Annotated in this window: 11 protein-coding genes; 7 read left to right on the top strand and 4 right to left on the bottom strand. The window is 34.2% G+C overall.

Annotated elements, in window-relative coordinates; translation table 11 throughout:
- The first annotated feature begins 156 nt into the window (after positions 1 to 156).
- Positions 157 to 1,335 (top strand): AIR synthase related protein, encoded by a 1,179-nt coding sequence (locus tag FYC62_RS08240; RefSeq protein WP_149074607.1) that lies wholly within the window; start codon positions 157 to 159, stop codon positions 1,333 to 1,335.
- Between the two features lie 71 nt (positions 1,336 to 1,406).
- On the opposite strand, the gene FYC62_RS08245 is transcribed toward FYC62_RS08240, so the two are convergent.
- From FYC62_RS08245 to FYC62_RS08255, 3 genes are all read right to left on the bottom strand, one after another.
- On the bottom strand, positions 1,407 to 3,575 hold the full coding sequence (locus tag FYC62_RS08245; protein ID WP_149074608.1) for a S46 family peptidase: 2,169 nt from the start codon (positions 3,573 to 3,575) through the stop codon (positions 1,407 to 1,409).
- A gap of 125 nt (positions 3,576 to 3,700) precedes the next feature.
- Positions 3,701 to 5,437: a DUF4394 domain-containing protein gene (locus FYC62_RS08250; protein WP_052176710.1), complete on the bottom strand. Its 1,737-nt coding sequence runs from the start codon at positions 5,435 to 5,437 to the stop codon at positions 3,701 to 3,703.
- A 28-nt stretch (positions 5,438 to 5,465) separates the two neighbouring features.
- On the bottom strand, positions 5,466 to 8,786 hold the full coding sequence (locus tag FYC62_RS08255) for a TonB-dependent receptor (RefSeq protein WP_240534866.1): 3,321 nt from the start codon (positions 8,784 to 8,786) through the stop codon (positions 5,466 to 5,468).
- A 211-nt stretch (positions 8,787 to 8,997) separates the two neighbouring features.
- Here FYC62_RS08255 and lpdA point away from each other — a divergent pair, with 211 nt between their 5' ends.
- From lpdA to FYC62_RS08280, 5 genes are all read left to right on the top strand, one after another.
- Complete coding sequence (gene lpdA / locus FYC62_RS08260; protein WP_149074609.1) at positions 8,998 to 10,386, top strand: dihydrolipoyl dehydrogenase; 1,389 nt, start codon at positions 8,998 to 9,000, stop codon at positions 10,384 to 10,386.
- A 473-nt stretch (positions 10,387 to 10,859) separates the two neighbouring features.
- On the top strand, positions 10,860 to 11,714 hold the full coding sequence (locus FYC62_RS08265; RefSeq protein ID WP_149074610.1) for an MBL fold metallo-hydrolase: 855 nt from the start codon (positions 10,860 to 10,862) through the stop codon (positions 11,712 to 11,714).
- A gap of 60 nt (positions 11,715 to 11,774) precedes the next feature.
- Positions 11,775 to 12,593, top strand: a complete 819-nt coding sequence (locus FYC62_RS08270; RefSeq protein WP_149074611.1) for a metallophosphoesterase family protein — start codon at positions 11,775 to 11,777, stop codon at positions 12,591 to 12,593.
- Positions 12,574 to 13,071 carry a hypothetical protein gene (locus FYC62_RS08275; protein WP_149074612.1) on the top strand — a complete coding sequence of 166 codons (498 nt, stop codon included), beginning with the start codon at positions 12,574 to 12,576 and terminating at the stop codon, positions 13,069 to 13,071. The genes FYC62_RS08270 and FYC62_RS08275 overlap by 20 nt, the downstream gene beginning before the upstream one ends.
- A gap of 360 nt (positions 13,072 to 13,431) precedes the next feature.
- Complete coding sequence (locus tag FYC62_RS08280) at positions 13,432 to 14,292, top strand: sigma-70 family RNA polymerase sigma factor (protein ID WP_039447530.1); 861 nt, start codon at positions 13,432 to 13,434, stop codon at positions 14,290 to 14,292.
- A 73-nt stretch (positions 14,293 to 14,365) separates the two neighbouring features.
- Here the strand turns inward: FYC62_RS08280 and FYC62_RS08285 are convergent, their stop codons facing one another.
- Positions 14,366 to 15,040 carry a DUF2490 domain-containing protein gene (locus tag FYC62_RS08285; protein ID WP_168199413.1) on the bottom strand — a complete coding sequence of 225 codons (675 nt, stop codon included), beginning with the start codon at positions 15,038 to 15,040 and terminating at the stop codon, positions 14,366 to 14,368.
- A gap of 73 nt (positions 15,041 to 15,113) precedes the next feature.
- Between FYC62_RS08285 and FYC62_RS08290 the strand changes: the two genes are divergently transcribed.
- Entirely contained in the window at positions 15,114 to 16,190 is a 1,077-nt protein-coding gene (locus tag FYC62_RS08290) for an AI-2E family transporter (RefSeq protein WP_149074614.1), read from the top strand.
- Positions 16,191 to 16,196 lie beyond the last annotated feature (6 nt).

A 16,196-nucleotide genomic window follows, 5' to 3' on the forward strand; every position in this document is an offset into this window, starting at 1 on the left:
CCTGTATCCTCGCCTATCTGCAAAAAGGGTCTTTACCAAAAGCATCCCTTTTGGACAATCCCTAACGCAATCCAGATAACAAATTTTTTATACAGTTCTGTCTTTTTAATTCTTACTTTCTACTTTCTACTCCCTACTTTATTATCTTTGCAAACCATGAGTGATAATAGATACAATCAAAGAGGCGTTTCTGCGGGTAAAGAAGACGTACATAACGCAATAAAAAATATAGATAAAGGAATTTTCCCTCAAGCTTTTTGTAAAATCATTCCTGATATTTTAGGTGATGACGATGCTTATTGCAATATCATGCATGCAGATGGTGCCGGAACAAAATCATCTCTAGCTTATATCTATTGGAAAGAAACCGGAGATTTATCGGTATGGAAAGGCATAGCACAAGACGCTATCATCATGAACCTTGATGATTTACTTTGTGTAGGTGCAACTGATAAAATTTTATTATCATCAACCATAGGAAGAAATAAAAACTTAATTCCAGGCGAAGTTATCGCCGAAATTATTAATGGTACCGAGGAAATCTTAGCAGATTTACGCTCTATGGGTGTAAATATTTACTCAACAGGCGGAGAAACAGCTGATGTTGGCGATATTGTTAGAACCATCATTGTAGACTCTACCGTTACTTGCAGAATGAAACGTTCTGATATTATTTCTAACCACACCATAAAAGCAGGAAATGTAATAGTTGGTTTAGCATCAGATGGGCAAGCTAATTACGAAAGCTTTTATAATGGAGGAATGGGGTCTAACGGACTTACATCCGCAAGACATGATGTTTTTCATAAATATATTGCTGAAAAATATCCAGAGAGTTATGACCCAGCAGTTCCTTACGACTTATTATTCTCTGGCAGTAAAAAATTAACTGATGAAATTAAAGTTAATGATACTACAGTTTTAACAGCAGGAAAATTGGTTTTATCTCCAACCAGAACTTATGCTCCTATTATCAAACAAATATTAGACAAATACAGAAGTCAAATAAATGGCATGGTACATTGTAGTGGAGGCGCACAAACAAAGGTTCTTCACTTTATAGAAAACCTACATGTGATAAAAGATAATTTATTCCCTACTCCTACATTGTTTGAATTGATTCAAGAACAATCTGGTACAGATTGGAAAGAAATGTATAAAGTTTTTAATATGGGACATCGTATGGAACTTTATGTAGACGAAAACATAGCTGAAGATATTATCGAAATATCATCATCTTTTGGTGTTAAAGCACAAATTATTGGAAGAGTAGAAGCTTCTGAAACGAAGCAAGTCACTGTAGATAGTCAATACGGCACATTTATCTACAACTAAGAACATGATAGATATTAAAAAAAGGGCTTCTGAAATTTCAAAAGCCCTTTTTTGTTGTCAAAGCAACTTTATTATTTAGTTCTAATATCTAATTCATCAATGATATTTTTTGCACCTCCAAGTACATCAATACACCATAAAACAAATCTAACATCAACGTTGATAGTACGTTTATAGTTCTTATCAAAAGCGATATCGCCACTCATGGCTTCCCAGTTACCATCAAATGCTAAACCAATAAGCTCTCCTTTACCATTGATAACCGGAGAACCAGAATTACCGCCAGTAATATCATTATTACTAATAAAACCAACCGTTAAAGTTCCGTTCTTACCATATCTTCCAAAATTCTTGGCGTTATAAGCTTCTATTAAATTCTGAGGTAAATCAAACTCATCATCACCAGGAACATATTTTTGCATCATACCATCAATAGAAGTTGTGGTTTGGTATAAAATACCATCCTTAGGAGAGTAATTTTGAACGTTTCCATAAGAAATTCTCATGGTTGAGTTTGCATCAGGGAACATTAATTTTCCATTACTCTTCTTTAGTAAAGCTTGAAGATGTAAATGATCTAGCTTTGCTTTACTTTCTTCAAAATCTGTAATGATACCTCCAAAATTAGATTTTACATACTCTGCTGGAACCAGATTTTTAGCATATTGGTATCCCGGATCTTTATCTAAAGCCTTTAAATCAGGGTTATTTAAGAAAGCTCTTAGAGCTTCTGGTTTAACTATTAAAGATTTCTCCCAAACTTCATTAGTAAACTTCTTAAATGTAGCTTCTGGTGAACCATCCCAATATTTTTCTAAAATTAAAGTGATAAATTGTGGATGTTGACTTTTAGGAATATCTGTATAAAAAGCATTTAGAATTTGAGCAAATATCTTCTTATCAGCAGATTCATTATAAACTGTTTCATAAGCAGCTACGGTTTCTTCTACTCTAGCCTTAATATTTTTTAAAGCTTCTGGGTTATCTTTTGCTTTTTCTAAAGCATTAATGATGGGACCAAGCTGCATCCCTATTTTCACCCATTCTGAAGCCATAAAGCCTTCATTGATAAAAGCTCTGTGTACAGCATAAGCTTCATAGGCTTTATAGATATCACTATATTTTTGCATTAAAGAAGCATATTCTGGTGTATTGGCCGCCCAAGTAGTAAAATTAGCTTCCTCTTCTTGCTTCTTGTCGTAAATCTTTAGTCTTTTTAATTGCTCAGTTTGGCCAATAAAGTATTTCCAATAATTAGCAATGCTAGCATATTTAGAAGAAATTTTCAGTCTGAAAGCTACATCCTTATCCATTTCTTCTTTCCAAGCCTTTAAACGGATATCTCTTAGTTTAACAATTTCTGGCGAAACATACTCGGTTGCCAACTTAACACCATGAGAAGTTAAAAATCTATCTGTTCTTCCTGGGAAACCATAAACCATAGCAAAATCGCCATTTTCAATGCCTTTTATAGATACAGGCAGGTATTTTTTAGGAACATAAGGTTTGTTATCAGCAGCGTAAGCTGCTGGTTTATTGTCTTGATTAGCATAAACTCTAAAAACAGAGAAATCTCCGGTATGACGTGGCCATTCCCAGTTATCGGTATCGCCACCAAACTTACCAATAGATTGTGGCGGAGTACCAACCAATCTGATATCATTAAATTTCTCAAAAATGTAAAGAAAATACTGATTGCCTTTATAGAAATCTCTTACAAAAGCCTCATAATTAGTTCCTTTTGTAGCTTCTGCCGCTAAACTTTTTCCTACTTCTAAAATTTTAGCAGCCTTTTCCTTATCAGAAAGACCTTGAGTAGCATCCATAACTTTTTGTGTAACGTCCTCCATCTTTACCAAAAAATTAACAAAAAGACCCGGAATTGGCTTTTCTTCACCAAAGTTTTTTGCGTAAAAACCATTATCTAGAATGTTATCCTGCGGTGTAGATTTTGAAGCGATAGCATCATAACCACAATGGTGGTTAGTAAAAATCAATCCGTTTTTAGAAACAATTTCTCCGGTACAAAATCCACCGAAAGAAACAATTGCATCTTTTAAACTAGCTTTATTAATACTGTAAAGGTCTTCAGGAGTTAATTTAAAACCCTGTTTTTTCATCTGATCGTAGTTTTTACCAATCAGCATCGGGATCCACATCCCTTCATCAGCTTTAGCTATATTACCTAAAAGTAATAAAAGCGAAAGCGATAGAATTGCAAAAAATTTAATTTTCTTCATATTGTTAGTGTTGTCAATCCAAAATTAACGTTAAAAACAAGATTGTGTTTTTTTTCATGCAATTGTTACAAAATAAAAAAGGCCATCAGTTTTCACTAATGGCCTAAATGTTCAAATAATTATAACTAGAAACCTAAACCTACTGTGAAAGCTCTAACTTTTCTTGGAAACACAACCCCAGGATTTGCAGAACCTAAACTTAAGTTGATGGTGTAAATTCTAGTTTCTGTTCCTTTGGTAAGGATAGCATATGCGGTATTACTTACCGCACCAACATCAAAACCATTTGCAGCATCAGCAGTTACGTTTAATTTCCCTACTCTTGTTACTCTTCCATTTGCCGCATCGTTAATTCTATACAAACTATCTGTAGTTGTATTCATCACAAAGAATACAGGATTTGAAGAAGGGAGAAGATTGTTATTATATGCTGTTGCAGAGAATGTCACACTATTACTTCCGTTTATTCCAGCATCTATGTTTGAAACTAATCCTGTTGTAGGACTTACTCTTAAATTCTGGCCAGTATTACTAACTATCCTAATTAAATCAGCATTAGGAATAAAATCAAAACCAAATGATGTACCTGACAACAATGGAACTAATGGTAAAGTTCCTACTACTGTTGCCGCTCCGGTAGCTGGATTAATCACATAAACTCTACTAGAATTACCTAAAGCATACAACTGGCCATTTAATGGCCTAAAATCTAAACCCACAATAGTTTCATTAGCTTGCAAACCACTTATTGTTTTGGAAACAGGCTCTGGTTTAGTTAAGTTAAATATTAATAAGTTGTTATTAGCATCATCAATAGCATAACCAACAGGTGCTGGAGCGATAGCTAAACCAATTAAAGCGGTTGCAGCAACCCCATTATTTGGTGCAGGCAAAGGTATAACCCCTAAATCAATTGCTTTTCCTGTTGCCAAGTTAATTTGGAATAACGTTGGGTTTCCAGGAACTGCATTTACAGCAGATGAAGGATTAGCAGGAGGACCAGCAGTAATACCACCTATAGGTATTGCAGGTGCGGCGCCATTTTGATTGGTAAATACAGCCAAGGCCTCCCCATTTGGAGCAATATCAAAACCTGCTAAAGCAGAATTCCTAAAGTTTGTGATATTAGTATTGTAAGCTGTAGAAAATGTTGGATCAGTATTAATAGTAATAGGTCTGATACCTAAAGAACCTACCGTTGTTAAAGCACCTGTATTAGGAACTTGCTTATATAATCTTGCATTAATTAAATCCAAGTTGTATAGTTCAGTAGTATTAGATCCATTTAAATTATTAGTATAAGCAGCCTCAACTAAAACAGCATCAGAAACACTATTAATTGCTCCATCGGTTGCTAATATAGTTCCATCATTAGGGTTTAGCCTATAATTTTGACCAGTCTTAGTAATCAATCTTATAAAATCTAAGGTTGGGTCAAAATCAAAACCTGCTACTATACCTACCGTTGTAGCTAATGCTGGAGTAAAAGGAGTTGAGTTTACAGCTCTAGCATTTCCATTTAAAGGATTTAGAATATATAATCTACTCTGGTTACTAATACCATATAAAATACCAGTAGCTGGACGATAATCTATAGCTAAAATACTTTCTCCTGTTTGTAAACCACTAATAGATACGGCTGCGCCAACTATTTGATTAACATTTGATGCATTGTATCTAATTAATTGACCGCCTGTACTAACAGTATTGGTATTAGTTAAACCAACAAAAGTAACGTTTGGCCTAACTCCATTTGGATTAATTGAAAGTTCATCTTCTTGTTTACAAGAAGTCATAGAACTTATAAATAAGGCTACTAAGCCTAATATTTTTATGTTTGAATTTATGAGTTTCATCTTCATTTTCTTATTTTAATTAACAACTTATATATTAATTAAATATATACCTTAACCCAAATTGCATACTGTATGTAGATGCAAAGCCTACGTTATCTCTTAGAATTGTTGGTGATGGTGCATTTCCATCAAACTGTAATCTATAAGTAGGTCTTGTAGCACCATTTGCATCAAGTGCGGCTAAATTAGTAGGTACTAATAATTGATTTCTAACTAAGAAATAGCGTACTCCCCAGTTTCTGTTAATTAAATTCCCAAAGTTTTCTACTGTTACATTGAATTGCAACGTATTTTTCTTTTTACCTACGTTAACAAATAAATCTTGAAGTAAGTTTAAATCTACGTTATTAACCCATGGTAAAAGTCCACCATTACGTTCTGCATACTGACCTCTTCTTGAGTTCAAGTATTTATCTTGCTCTATCAATCTAAAGAACAAATCACTTTGCTGTTGAGCAGTATATGTAATTTGATTAGGTGCAGTACCAGCGGTAAAAGGAGTAAAAGTAATCTCGCTAGGGTTTCTTGGAACATAAATTAAATCAGCATTAGCTCCATCTCTATTCATATCTTGAGAATAGGTGTAAGAAACTCTACCTTGACTTGAACCTTCATAGATCAAAGAAATAGTGGTTCCTAAATTACGTAAGTATTCTTTCTTGTAAGTAATACCCGCTACAACTCTATCAGGTACAAATCCATTATATCCTAGTTCTTTACTATTAGAACCATTAACAGTAGGATTATTTAACCAAGAACCTGATGGTTGATCACCGCCGCCATCAAAAAAGTTTTTACCTTCTTGTCTGGTGTAAGCAATAAATGACGAGAAGCCTTTACTAAATTGCTTCTCTATTCTAGCTGTGACAGAATAATTGTAACCACCACTAGCATTATCTAAAACATAAGTGTTTAAAGCGCCTGTTGCAGTTGGTGTTACCAAACCAGCGCTAGTTAATTTATTGATATACTTATCCGCATTGGCATTCGGATAAATTATTCTATTATCTGGATATCCAGAAACGTTTAAAGGTGCGGCTTTAGTAGGATCTAAGTTTGGATTTCTAAAAAACACCTGATTAATATCATAATTATAAATACCTTCAATAGTACCAATTAAACCTAAAGGTAATTTAACATCCATAGCTAAACTTGTTTTAAAAGCTTGTGGTGCTTTTACATTTGGGGTCAGCATAGAAATTGCATTAGGTAAAGCCTGACCAGGCGTTGGTTGTGTTGTAGGTAGATAAGCGTTAATATCCTCACTAAATTTTCTATTTGGAATAGGTGCAAAATTATTTTGCAAAACTTCCGAGAATTGTAACAAACCTGAATCTCCTGCTTGACTAACAATCCAAACTTTTGGAATACCTCCAGAATAAACACCAACAGCACCTCTAAATTGTAAGGTTCTATCTCCTTTTACATCATAATTAAAACCAAATCTTGGTGAAATAAGTAAAGCAGAACTCGGTAAAACACCAGTATCTAATTTCTCACCATTTGCAAAGGTTAACGGTTTTAACAGTGGATGACTTAATAAATCTTGCTTATAAGTGTATAAGTCCCCTCTAATACCAAAAGACAAACGTAATCTATCATTTACTGTAAAGTCATCTTGAGCATATAATGAATATTTCGAGTCTCTAAAAGTAGGGAATGCCTGAGCATATCCCGGGGTTAAAGAAAAAGTTTTTGCGTAACCAATTGGGTCTACATCATTTTTAAAATCATCAAAAGAATTGAAGATATAGTAACTAGTTCCAAAACGTTGGAAACCGTTTTGCGTAGTACTGGTTTCAAACTCAATACCTGCTAATAAATTATGTCTTCCAATTGTAGTTTGTACATAATCTATAACATTATAAGATTCTACATCTCTTAGGTTTCCAAAACTAAATGGCTCATAACCAAAAGAAGTAAATGGTCTTCCGTCTTTTAGGATATCAACGAATGGAAATACAGAACTATTGCTGGTTCTAGGTTCGTTTTGATTAGAGTAAGATGCTCTTAAAGTGTTGGAAAATCTACCTCCACCAAATGTTGAGTTTAACTCTGCAACTAGGGAATAATAGTTATTATCTGTAAAATAGTTTGAATTTTCAAAAGCTAAAGCGTTATTATCTGTTCTAGATCCATTTACAGGATAAGGGCTACCTAAGAAAGGATTAGTGGAGCCACTTAAAAAAGTAGGGCTTTTACTTTCTAATTGCGAATAACGCAGTGTGAATTTATGGTCTTTATTGATATTCCAATCTAATCTACCTAATAAGTTTAAACGCTCACTTTGAAAGCCATAGCCATCGTAAGCCCCGGTTTCATAACCATAGGTATCTCTTAAATACTGGCTTATCTCATCTAGCTCTGCTCTTGTTGGTCTATTTGCTCTCGGGTTAACACCAAAATCTGATGGATCAATAGATGCTAATCTATTTTGACCTGGTCTATCTTGTTTATCAGATTCAACACTAGCAAAGAAGAATAATTTATTCTTAATGATAGGTCCACCAAGTCTAAATCCATAAATTTTTACATCATTAGGGTTAGGAATTAACTCATCGTGTCCTCCAACTCTCGTACCTACATTATTTTGATTTCTAAAATAAGTATACGCAGAACCAGAAAACTCATTTGTTCCTGAACGTGTTGTAGCATTAACAGCACCACCAATAAAACCTGATTGTCTTACGTCTACAGGAGTAACATTTACAGAAATCTCTCCTAAAGCATCTAATACAATAGGATTTGCTTGACCACCAGGTAAGTTAGTTCCAATACCAAAACTATTGTTAAAGTTTGCACCATCGACCGTAATGTTATTTTGACGATAATTACCACCACCAATACTATTACCTTGCGCTTGAGGGGTTACCCTGGTCAAGCTATTAATACCTCTGTTGATTGTAGGAATCTCATTAATCTGAGCTGTACCAATATTAGTTACAGAACCTGATCTGTCTGAACTTAAAATTGAATTACCACCCGCAGTTATAACTATTTCGCTTAACTCTGTACTAGCTTGTGATAAAGTAACATTCAGAACAAACGGCTCTCCTAAGGTTAAGAAAAGGTTACTTGAAGTTTTAGCCTGATAACCTATATAAGTTATTTGAACTGTGTAAGGACCGCCTGGTCTCATGTTTAAAAGGGAAAATCTACCATCAGCGTTTGTGGTAGTGGCATAAACTGTACCGGTTGGTAAGTGTGTTGCTTTTACAGTACCTCCAATAATAGTTTCTTTAGAGTCTCGCACTGTTCCAGTCATACTACTAGTTGTAATTTGCCCATAAGCCACAGAAGTGACAGCTAGCATCAGTACAAACAAGTAATTTAGTGTTAGTAAATACTTCTTCATAAATTATAAGTTAGTGTTAATTAAGGGCAAAGATAACTTGAAGAAATCACTTTGCATTATCATTTACATTAAATTAATGTTAATTCCACAAAGAATTTATTAACATTTTACAATTATTACATCTAGTTATGATTAAAAAGCATTGTTATGTTAATACTTCACTCCCCTTTTTAGATTATTTTCTTAAATTCGAAGCCAAATTTAAATAGATATGAATTACGATCTTATTGTTATTGGTAGCGGTCCGGGTGGATATGTAGCAGCTATTAGAGCGGCACAACTGGGCTTAAAAACTGCTATTGTAGAAAAAGAGTCTTTAGGTGGAATTTGCCTAAACTGGGGTTGTATACCAACAAAAGCGTTGTTGAAAAGTGCTCAAGTTTTTGAATATATCAATCATGCTGCAGATTACGGTATTAAAGTTAATGGCGCTGAGGCTGATTTTGAAGCTGTTATAAAGAGAAGTCGTGGTGTTGCCGATGGCATGAGTAAAGGAATCCAATTCCTGATGAAGAAAAATAAAATCGATGTCATCATGGGGTATGGAAAAATAAAAAAAGGTGGTAAAGTAGAAATTAAAACTGCCGATGGTTCTGTTAAAGAGTATACAGCAAAGCATACTATTTTAGCAACAGGTGGCCGTTCTAGAGAGCTTCCAAACTTAAAACAAGACGGTAAAAAAATTATTGGCTACCGCGATGCTATGGTGCTTCCAAAACTACCTAAAAGCTTAGTAGTCGTAGGTTCTGGCGCTATTGGTGTTGAGTTTGCCTATTTCTATGCAACCATGGGTACCAAAGTAACCATTGTTGAGTTTATGGATAATATTGTCCCAGTTGAGGATGAAGAAATCTCAAAACAATTGGCTCGCTCTTTCAAAAAAGTGGGTATAGAAATCATGACAAAATCTTCTGTAGAAGCTGTTAACACTAGCGGAGAACTTTGCAAAGTTTCTATCAAAACAGAAAGTGGCGTTAAAGAAATAGAAGCCGAAGTTGTTTTATCTGCTGTTGGGGTTACTACCAACATAGAAGGAATTGGTTTAGAAGATGTTGGAGTTAAAACCGATAAAGGAAAAGTTCTTGTAGATAAATTTTACAAAACTAATGTAGATGGTGTTTACGCTATTGGAGATATTGTGATGGGTCAAGCTCTAGCTCACGTTGCCTCTGCAGAAGGTATTATTTGCGTTGAGAAAATTGCTGGTCACCACCCAGAACCTCTAGACTATAACAATATCCCAGGATGTACTTATTGCTCTCCTGAAATTGCTTCAGTTGGCTATACCGAGAAAAAAGCAAAAGAAGCAGGTTACGAAATTAAAGTAGGTAAGTTCCCATTCTCTGCTTCAGGAAAAGCGAGTGCAGCAGGCGCTAAAGATGGCTTTGTTAAAGTTATTTTTGACGCTAAATATGGCGAATTCCTTGGCGCACACATGATAGGAACTAACGTTACAGAAATGATTGCCGAAATTGTAGTAGCTAGAAAATTAGAAACTACTGGTATGGAAATCGTAAAATCTGTACACCCACACCCTACCATGAGCGAAGCCATCATGGAAGCGGCAGCAGATGCTTACGGAGAAGTGATTCATTTGTAATTTAGTTGGTTAGATGGTTAGTTTGTTAGATGGTTAGTTGGTTAGATGGTTAGTTGGTTAGTTTGTTAGATGGTTAGATGGTTAGTTGGTTAGATGGTTAGTTGGTTAGATGGTTAGTTGGTTAGATGGTTAGTTGATTTATCTTTAATTTCTAACAAACTAAAATTACGACAAGTACTAACAAACTAACCAACTAATACCTAACAAACTAAAATTACGACAAGCACTAACAAACTAACCAACTAATAACTAACAAACTAAAATTACGACAAGCACTAACAAACTAACCAACTAATAACTAACAAACTAAAATTACGACAAGCACTAACAAACTAACCAACTAATATCTAACAAACTAAAATTACGACAAGCCCTAACAAACTAACCAACTAATAACTAGCCAACTAACATCACAATAAGCCCTAACAAACTAATACCTAACAAACTAACCAACTAACACCTAACCAACTACCATGAAACTCCATACCTTAGATACCGGTTTTTTTAAATTAGATGGTGGTGCTATGTTTGGTGTTGTACCAAAAGCTATCTGGAATAAAACCAACCCGGCAGATGAAAACAATCTATGCACATGGGCCATGCGTTGTTTGCTGATTGAAGATGGTGATAAAATCATTTTGGTAGATAATGGTATCGGCGATAAGCAAGATGAAAAATTTTTAAGTCATTATCATTTACATGGTGATGCTAGTTTAGATAGTTCCTTAGCCAAACTTGGTTATAACAAAGATGATATTACTGATGTTATTTTAACACATTTACATTTTGATCATTGTGGAGGTTCTATCATCAAGAAAGGTGATGAACTAGTTCCAGCATTTAAAAATGCAAATTATTGGAGCAACCAACAACATTGGGAATGGGCTGTTTTACCCAATGCCAGAGAAAAAGCATCCTTTTTAAAAGAAAATATCCTACCTATTCATGAAAGTGGACAGCTAAAATTCATTCCGGTAGAAGATGGTTATGCCTTTTCAGAAAATATTAACATACGCTTTGCTTTTGGCCATACAGATGCAATGATGCTTCCTGAAATTCATATCGATGGCACAACATTCTTGTATATGGCAGATTTACTTCCTTCTGTTGGCCATATCCCTCAGCCCTATGTCATGTCTTACGATATGTTTCCTTTAAAAACCTTAGAAGAGAAAAAAAGGATATTGGAACTGGCAGAAAAAAACAACTATATCCTAATTTTAGAACATGACCCCATTCATGAATGCTGTACTTTACAGATGACAGAAAAAGGGATAAGACTTCATAAAACTTTCGATTTGAAAGATTATAAGCAACAAATTGTTTAAAATATTTTTAGCAAAAAGCATACTGGCTAAATAATTGATTCTTGCTGACGAAAACATTATATGTTGGCAAAACCATCTTTTACCTATTTACTTACACTTTTCGTTTCCTGTATTACTTTTTCCTGTAATAAACTAGAATACAGCCCAAATCAAAGCTTCTCAAAAAATAGTGCATCGGCAATAAACGCAAAAAACATAGCTAAATTAGCAAAACAACAATCCGCAGATGATACTTTAAGATTTATCCTTACCGGAGATACACAGCGCTCTTACGACCAAGCAACCGCTTTGGTTAAATTGGTAAATTCTAAATTCCCTAAGCTAGATTTTGTGATCCTTAGTGGTGATATATCTGATTTTGGCTTACTACAAGAAATGGTTTGGGTAACTGATATTTATAACGGCTTACAAGTACCCTATTTAGCCGTCATTGGAAATCATGATTTAATAGCTAACGGCAGAAATGTTTACCTAAAGATGTTTGGCGATTTGAATTTCACTTTCACGCATAAAGGAGTAAAGTTTATTTGCCATGATGACAACAGTAGGGAATATCAATTTAACGGGAATGTACCAGATTTAACATGGATAGCACAAGAATTGCAAACTAGCAATGAAGTTGAGGCTATTGTAGGGGTAGCACACATCCCACCAAGAGGTGGAGATTTTGACCCTGCAATGGAAGACGCTTATATTCATTTATTTAACGCCCCTAAAGTAGTAGCCTGTTTATTTGCCCATGAAAATAAAAGCGATTTATATTATCCTATAGCAGGTGGAGTTCCATTTATTGTAACAGATGCCGTCACCAATAGAGAGTGCTTGTATGTAGAAATTGTAAACGGGAAATTATTCAAAAATGAAAACATTACCTACTAAAATATATTTGCTAGCCATTTGCTTATATATAGGTCAAATAGGCTTTGCACAAGAACCAGATTCTGTACCACATAAGTGGTACACGCCTACCAGTATCACGGTACAGCATGCGGGAAGTATAGGCTTCTTTAGTGTTGGTGCAGGATATTTCCTTAATAAAAGTCACTCGAGCACATTAGACATCAGCTATGGATATGTACCCGCTAAGTTTGGTGGAGATTTAAATATTGTTGCTGCAAAATTTAGCTGGAGACCATTTGCTGTTAGATTAACCGACTGGGCTTTGATACTCCCAATTAACCCTGGAGCCTTTTTATCTTATCATGCGGGTGGTGATTATGATTCTTCTTGGGATGATGATGATTATCCCGAAGGTTATTATTGGTGGTCAACCGCTTTTAGACCTCATGTTACATTAAGTACAGAAATTAAGTTGGATGCTAGGAAGATTTTTAAAACATCTGGGATAAAAGTATAAGTTTCTATTCAGAATTTAACACCAATGAACTGTATTTTGTAAGCTATTTTCAAAATATGAGGCGTTTAGACGTGAATGACATTTTTAAGCTCGGCTTTGGCACAAGAATTTATTTTTAAAAGATTAATTAAGAGCTTAAAAATCTATCTATCAATAAATTAATACAAAAAACAAAATCTTAACAGACACCTGACAAAATGTTGATGGAATGATTTTTGCGGAGCAATTTCTAAATGTTTAATTTAAATTTTTTCTAAAATAACTCCAACATTTTCATATAATTAACGTTAAATCAAACAAAGTTTTATTAGCTTTGCAAGCTTTCGTTATTCAGAAAAATAGAGAATATATAATAAATAGATGAGACAACTCAAGATTACGCAATCCATTACCAATCGTGAATCACAATCACTTGACAAGTACCTTCACGAAATTGGAAAAGTTGATCTAATTACAGCAGAAGAGGAAGTAATCCTCGCACAGAAAATCAGAGAGGGCGACCAAGCAGCCCTAGAACGTCTTACAAAGACAAACTTACGTTTCGTTGTTTCCGTAGCAAAACAATATCAAAATCAAGGCCTTACCCTAGGCGACCTTATAAATGAGGGAAATTTAGGCTTAATTAAAGCCGCAAAAAGGTTTGATGAAACTAAAGGTTTCAAATTCATTTCATATGCAGTTTGGTGGATTCGCCAATCAATCTTACAAGCTATTGCAGAGCAATCACGTATTGTACGTTTGCCGCTTAACCAAGTAGGTTCTTTAAGTAAGATTAGTAAGGCGTTTTCTAAACTAGAACAAGAATTTGAAAGAGAGCCATCTCCAGAAGAACTTGCAGATATTTTAGAAACTACGGTTGATAAAATTTCAGATACATTAAGTAACTCTGGTCGTCATGTATCCATGGATGCGCCGTTTGTACAAGGAGAAGAAAATACGCTTCTAGATGTACTAGAAAACGATAACCCGGATACTGATAGTATGTTGATTGATGAATCTTTATCTGAAGAGATAAAACGTTCTTTATCAACTTTAACAGAAAGAGAAAGAGAAATTATTGTCCTTTTCTTTGGTTTAAGCACCAATCATCCACTTTCTTTAGAAGAAATTGGCGAAAAATTTAACTTAACCCGCGAACGTGTTCGTCAGATTAAAGATAAAGCGCTACAAAGACTTCGTCATACTTCAAGAAGTAAAATCTTAAAATCTTATTTAGGATAAGCATCCTTTTCAAGAATAAACTTTCAAAAAGACTGTCTACAAAAAAGGCAGTCTTTTTAGTTTTAACCAGAGTTTAGAAACTGAAAATGGTATTTACCCTCAACGCAGATATAAACCTATCTTTCCCACTAAAAGACTCTTGTTGGGTAAATTGGTAAAACGGACTAACCTTTAATTTTTGACCAATAGCGCATTGAAAACCTAAATGAATTCTATTTTGATCAAAATGAGAACCCACGGCATTTTCTCTTGAATTATACATGATTTCATCTCCAAAAATTAAGCTTAAATCACTTTGCTTATTAAGCGCTAATAATTTCTTTATCAAATTAATCTGAAATCTCACCCTTAGGTTGGAACTTAAGTTAGCATGTTCATCAAAATATCTTTGTTCTATTCTTAACCTATTCATGGTATTAAAAGAACCTATATTTTTCCTATAGTTAGCCTGTATATAAAATCTGTTTTCTTTACTGTAAAAAGTTTCTTGCGATGTCTCAAAATATGCGTATCCAATGCCTAATTCTAGGTCATTATTTACATTGTATTTGATATCAGGCCTTAAAAGCCAAAGCTGCTCCTTATCAAAAAAACCAGTAAAGCGAGGCATATATTCTACCGACATGGCAAATTTATGAGTAAGTTTTTTAGCTATTCTAAAACTCATCCAGTTTTCTAGAGGTTGCGCTTCGGCATAAACATTGCTCAATAAAAGAATACATGGCAGAAATATTTTTCTTGAAAACATCCAGATCATCCTAAAAATTTGCAATTTACAATCAGGAAAATTATTTACAGCCCATTAACAGATATATTTACAAATGAAAGATATTCCTTTAACCGTTAAAAGATCTATAGAGCTTTTAGGATTAGTGCTGATTATGACCGTTATTTTCTTAGGTAACGATATTATCATGCCGCTATTAATGGCCTTTTTCATCAGCATTATGCTGTTACCGGTTTATCGTTTCTTTAAAAAATATAAGTTTCCTGATATTATTTCTATTGTTATACCGATTATAACTTTATTAGTTGTTGTAGCTGGCTTAGTTTGGTTTTTATCTTCTCAAGTAGCTGTTTTGGCTGATGATTTTCCTCAGATTAAACAAAATGTAAATACCCATTTAGACTCTTTAAGTTATTGGATTAATAAAACCTTTAAAATCTCATCAAAAGAACAAATAGATTTTATTAACGAACAAAGCAATAAGCTACTTAGCTCGGCAGGTAATATTCTATCCGGCGCAGTAGGCTCTGTTTCGGACTTTTTCTTGTTCTTTGGGCTTTTACCTATTTATATTTACTTGTTCTTATTCTACAAAAACTTATTCCTGAGATTCATTTTTATGTGGTTTAAAGACGATAGCCATGAAAAGGTAAAAGAAAGCCTTAAGGCAACTGAAACCATCATTAAAAGTTATTTAATAGGCTTATTGATACAAGTAACCTATATGACTATTTTACTTGGTGGAATTTTAATGCTTATTGGCATTAAACACGCTTTATTGATTGGGGTTATATTTGCACTTTTAAACTTGATACCTTATATAGGAGCCTTGTTTGGCAATATCATTGGTGTTTTGCTTACGCTAACATCATCTGAAGAATTATGGCCTGTTCTAACTGTTCTGGTTGTTATTGCTGCTGTACAGTTTTTAGATAATAATATTTTAATGCCTAAGATTGTGGGCTCAAAAGTTAAAATAAATGCTTTAAGCGCCATTTTAGGTGTTATCATAGGCGGTACGCTTGCTGGTATATCCGGAATGTTTTTAGCCTTACCTATTATTGCAGTACTCAAAATCATTTTTGACCGCTCTGAGATGTTTAAACATTGGGGCGTTCTTTTGGGTGATGAAAAACCTGAACAAAGCCCAATGAATTTAGAAAGACCATAGTTGATG

This window comes from Pedobacter aquae (assembly GCF_008195825.1).
In the GTDB taxonomy this organism is placed as follows: Bacteria; Bacteroidota; Bacteroidia; order Sphingobacteriales; family Sphingobacteriaceae; genus Pseudopedobacter; species Pseudopedobacter aquae.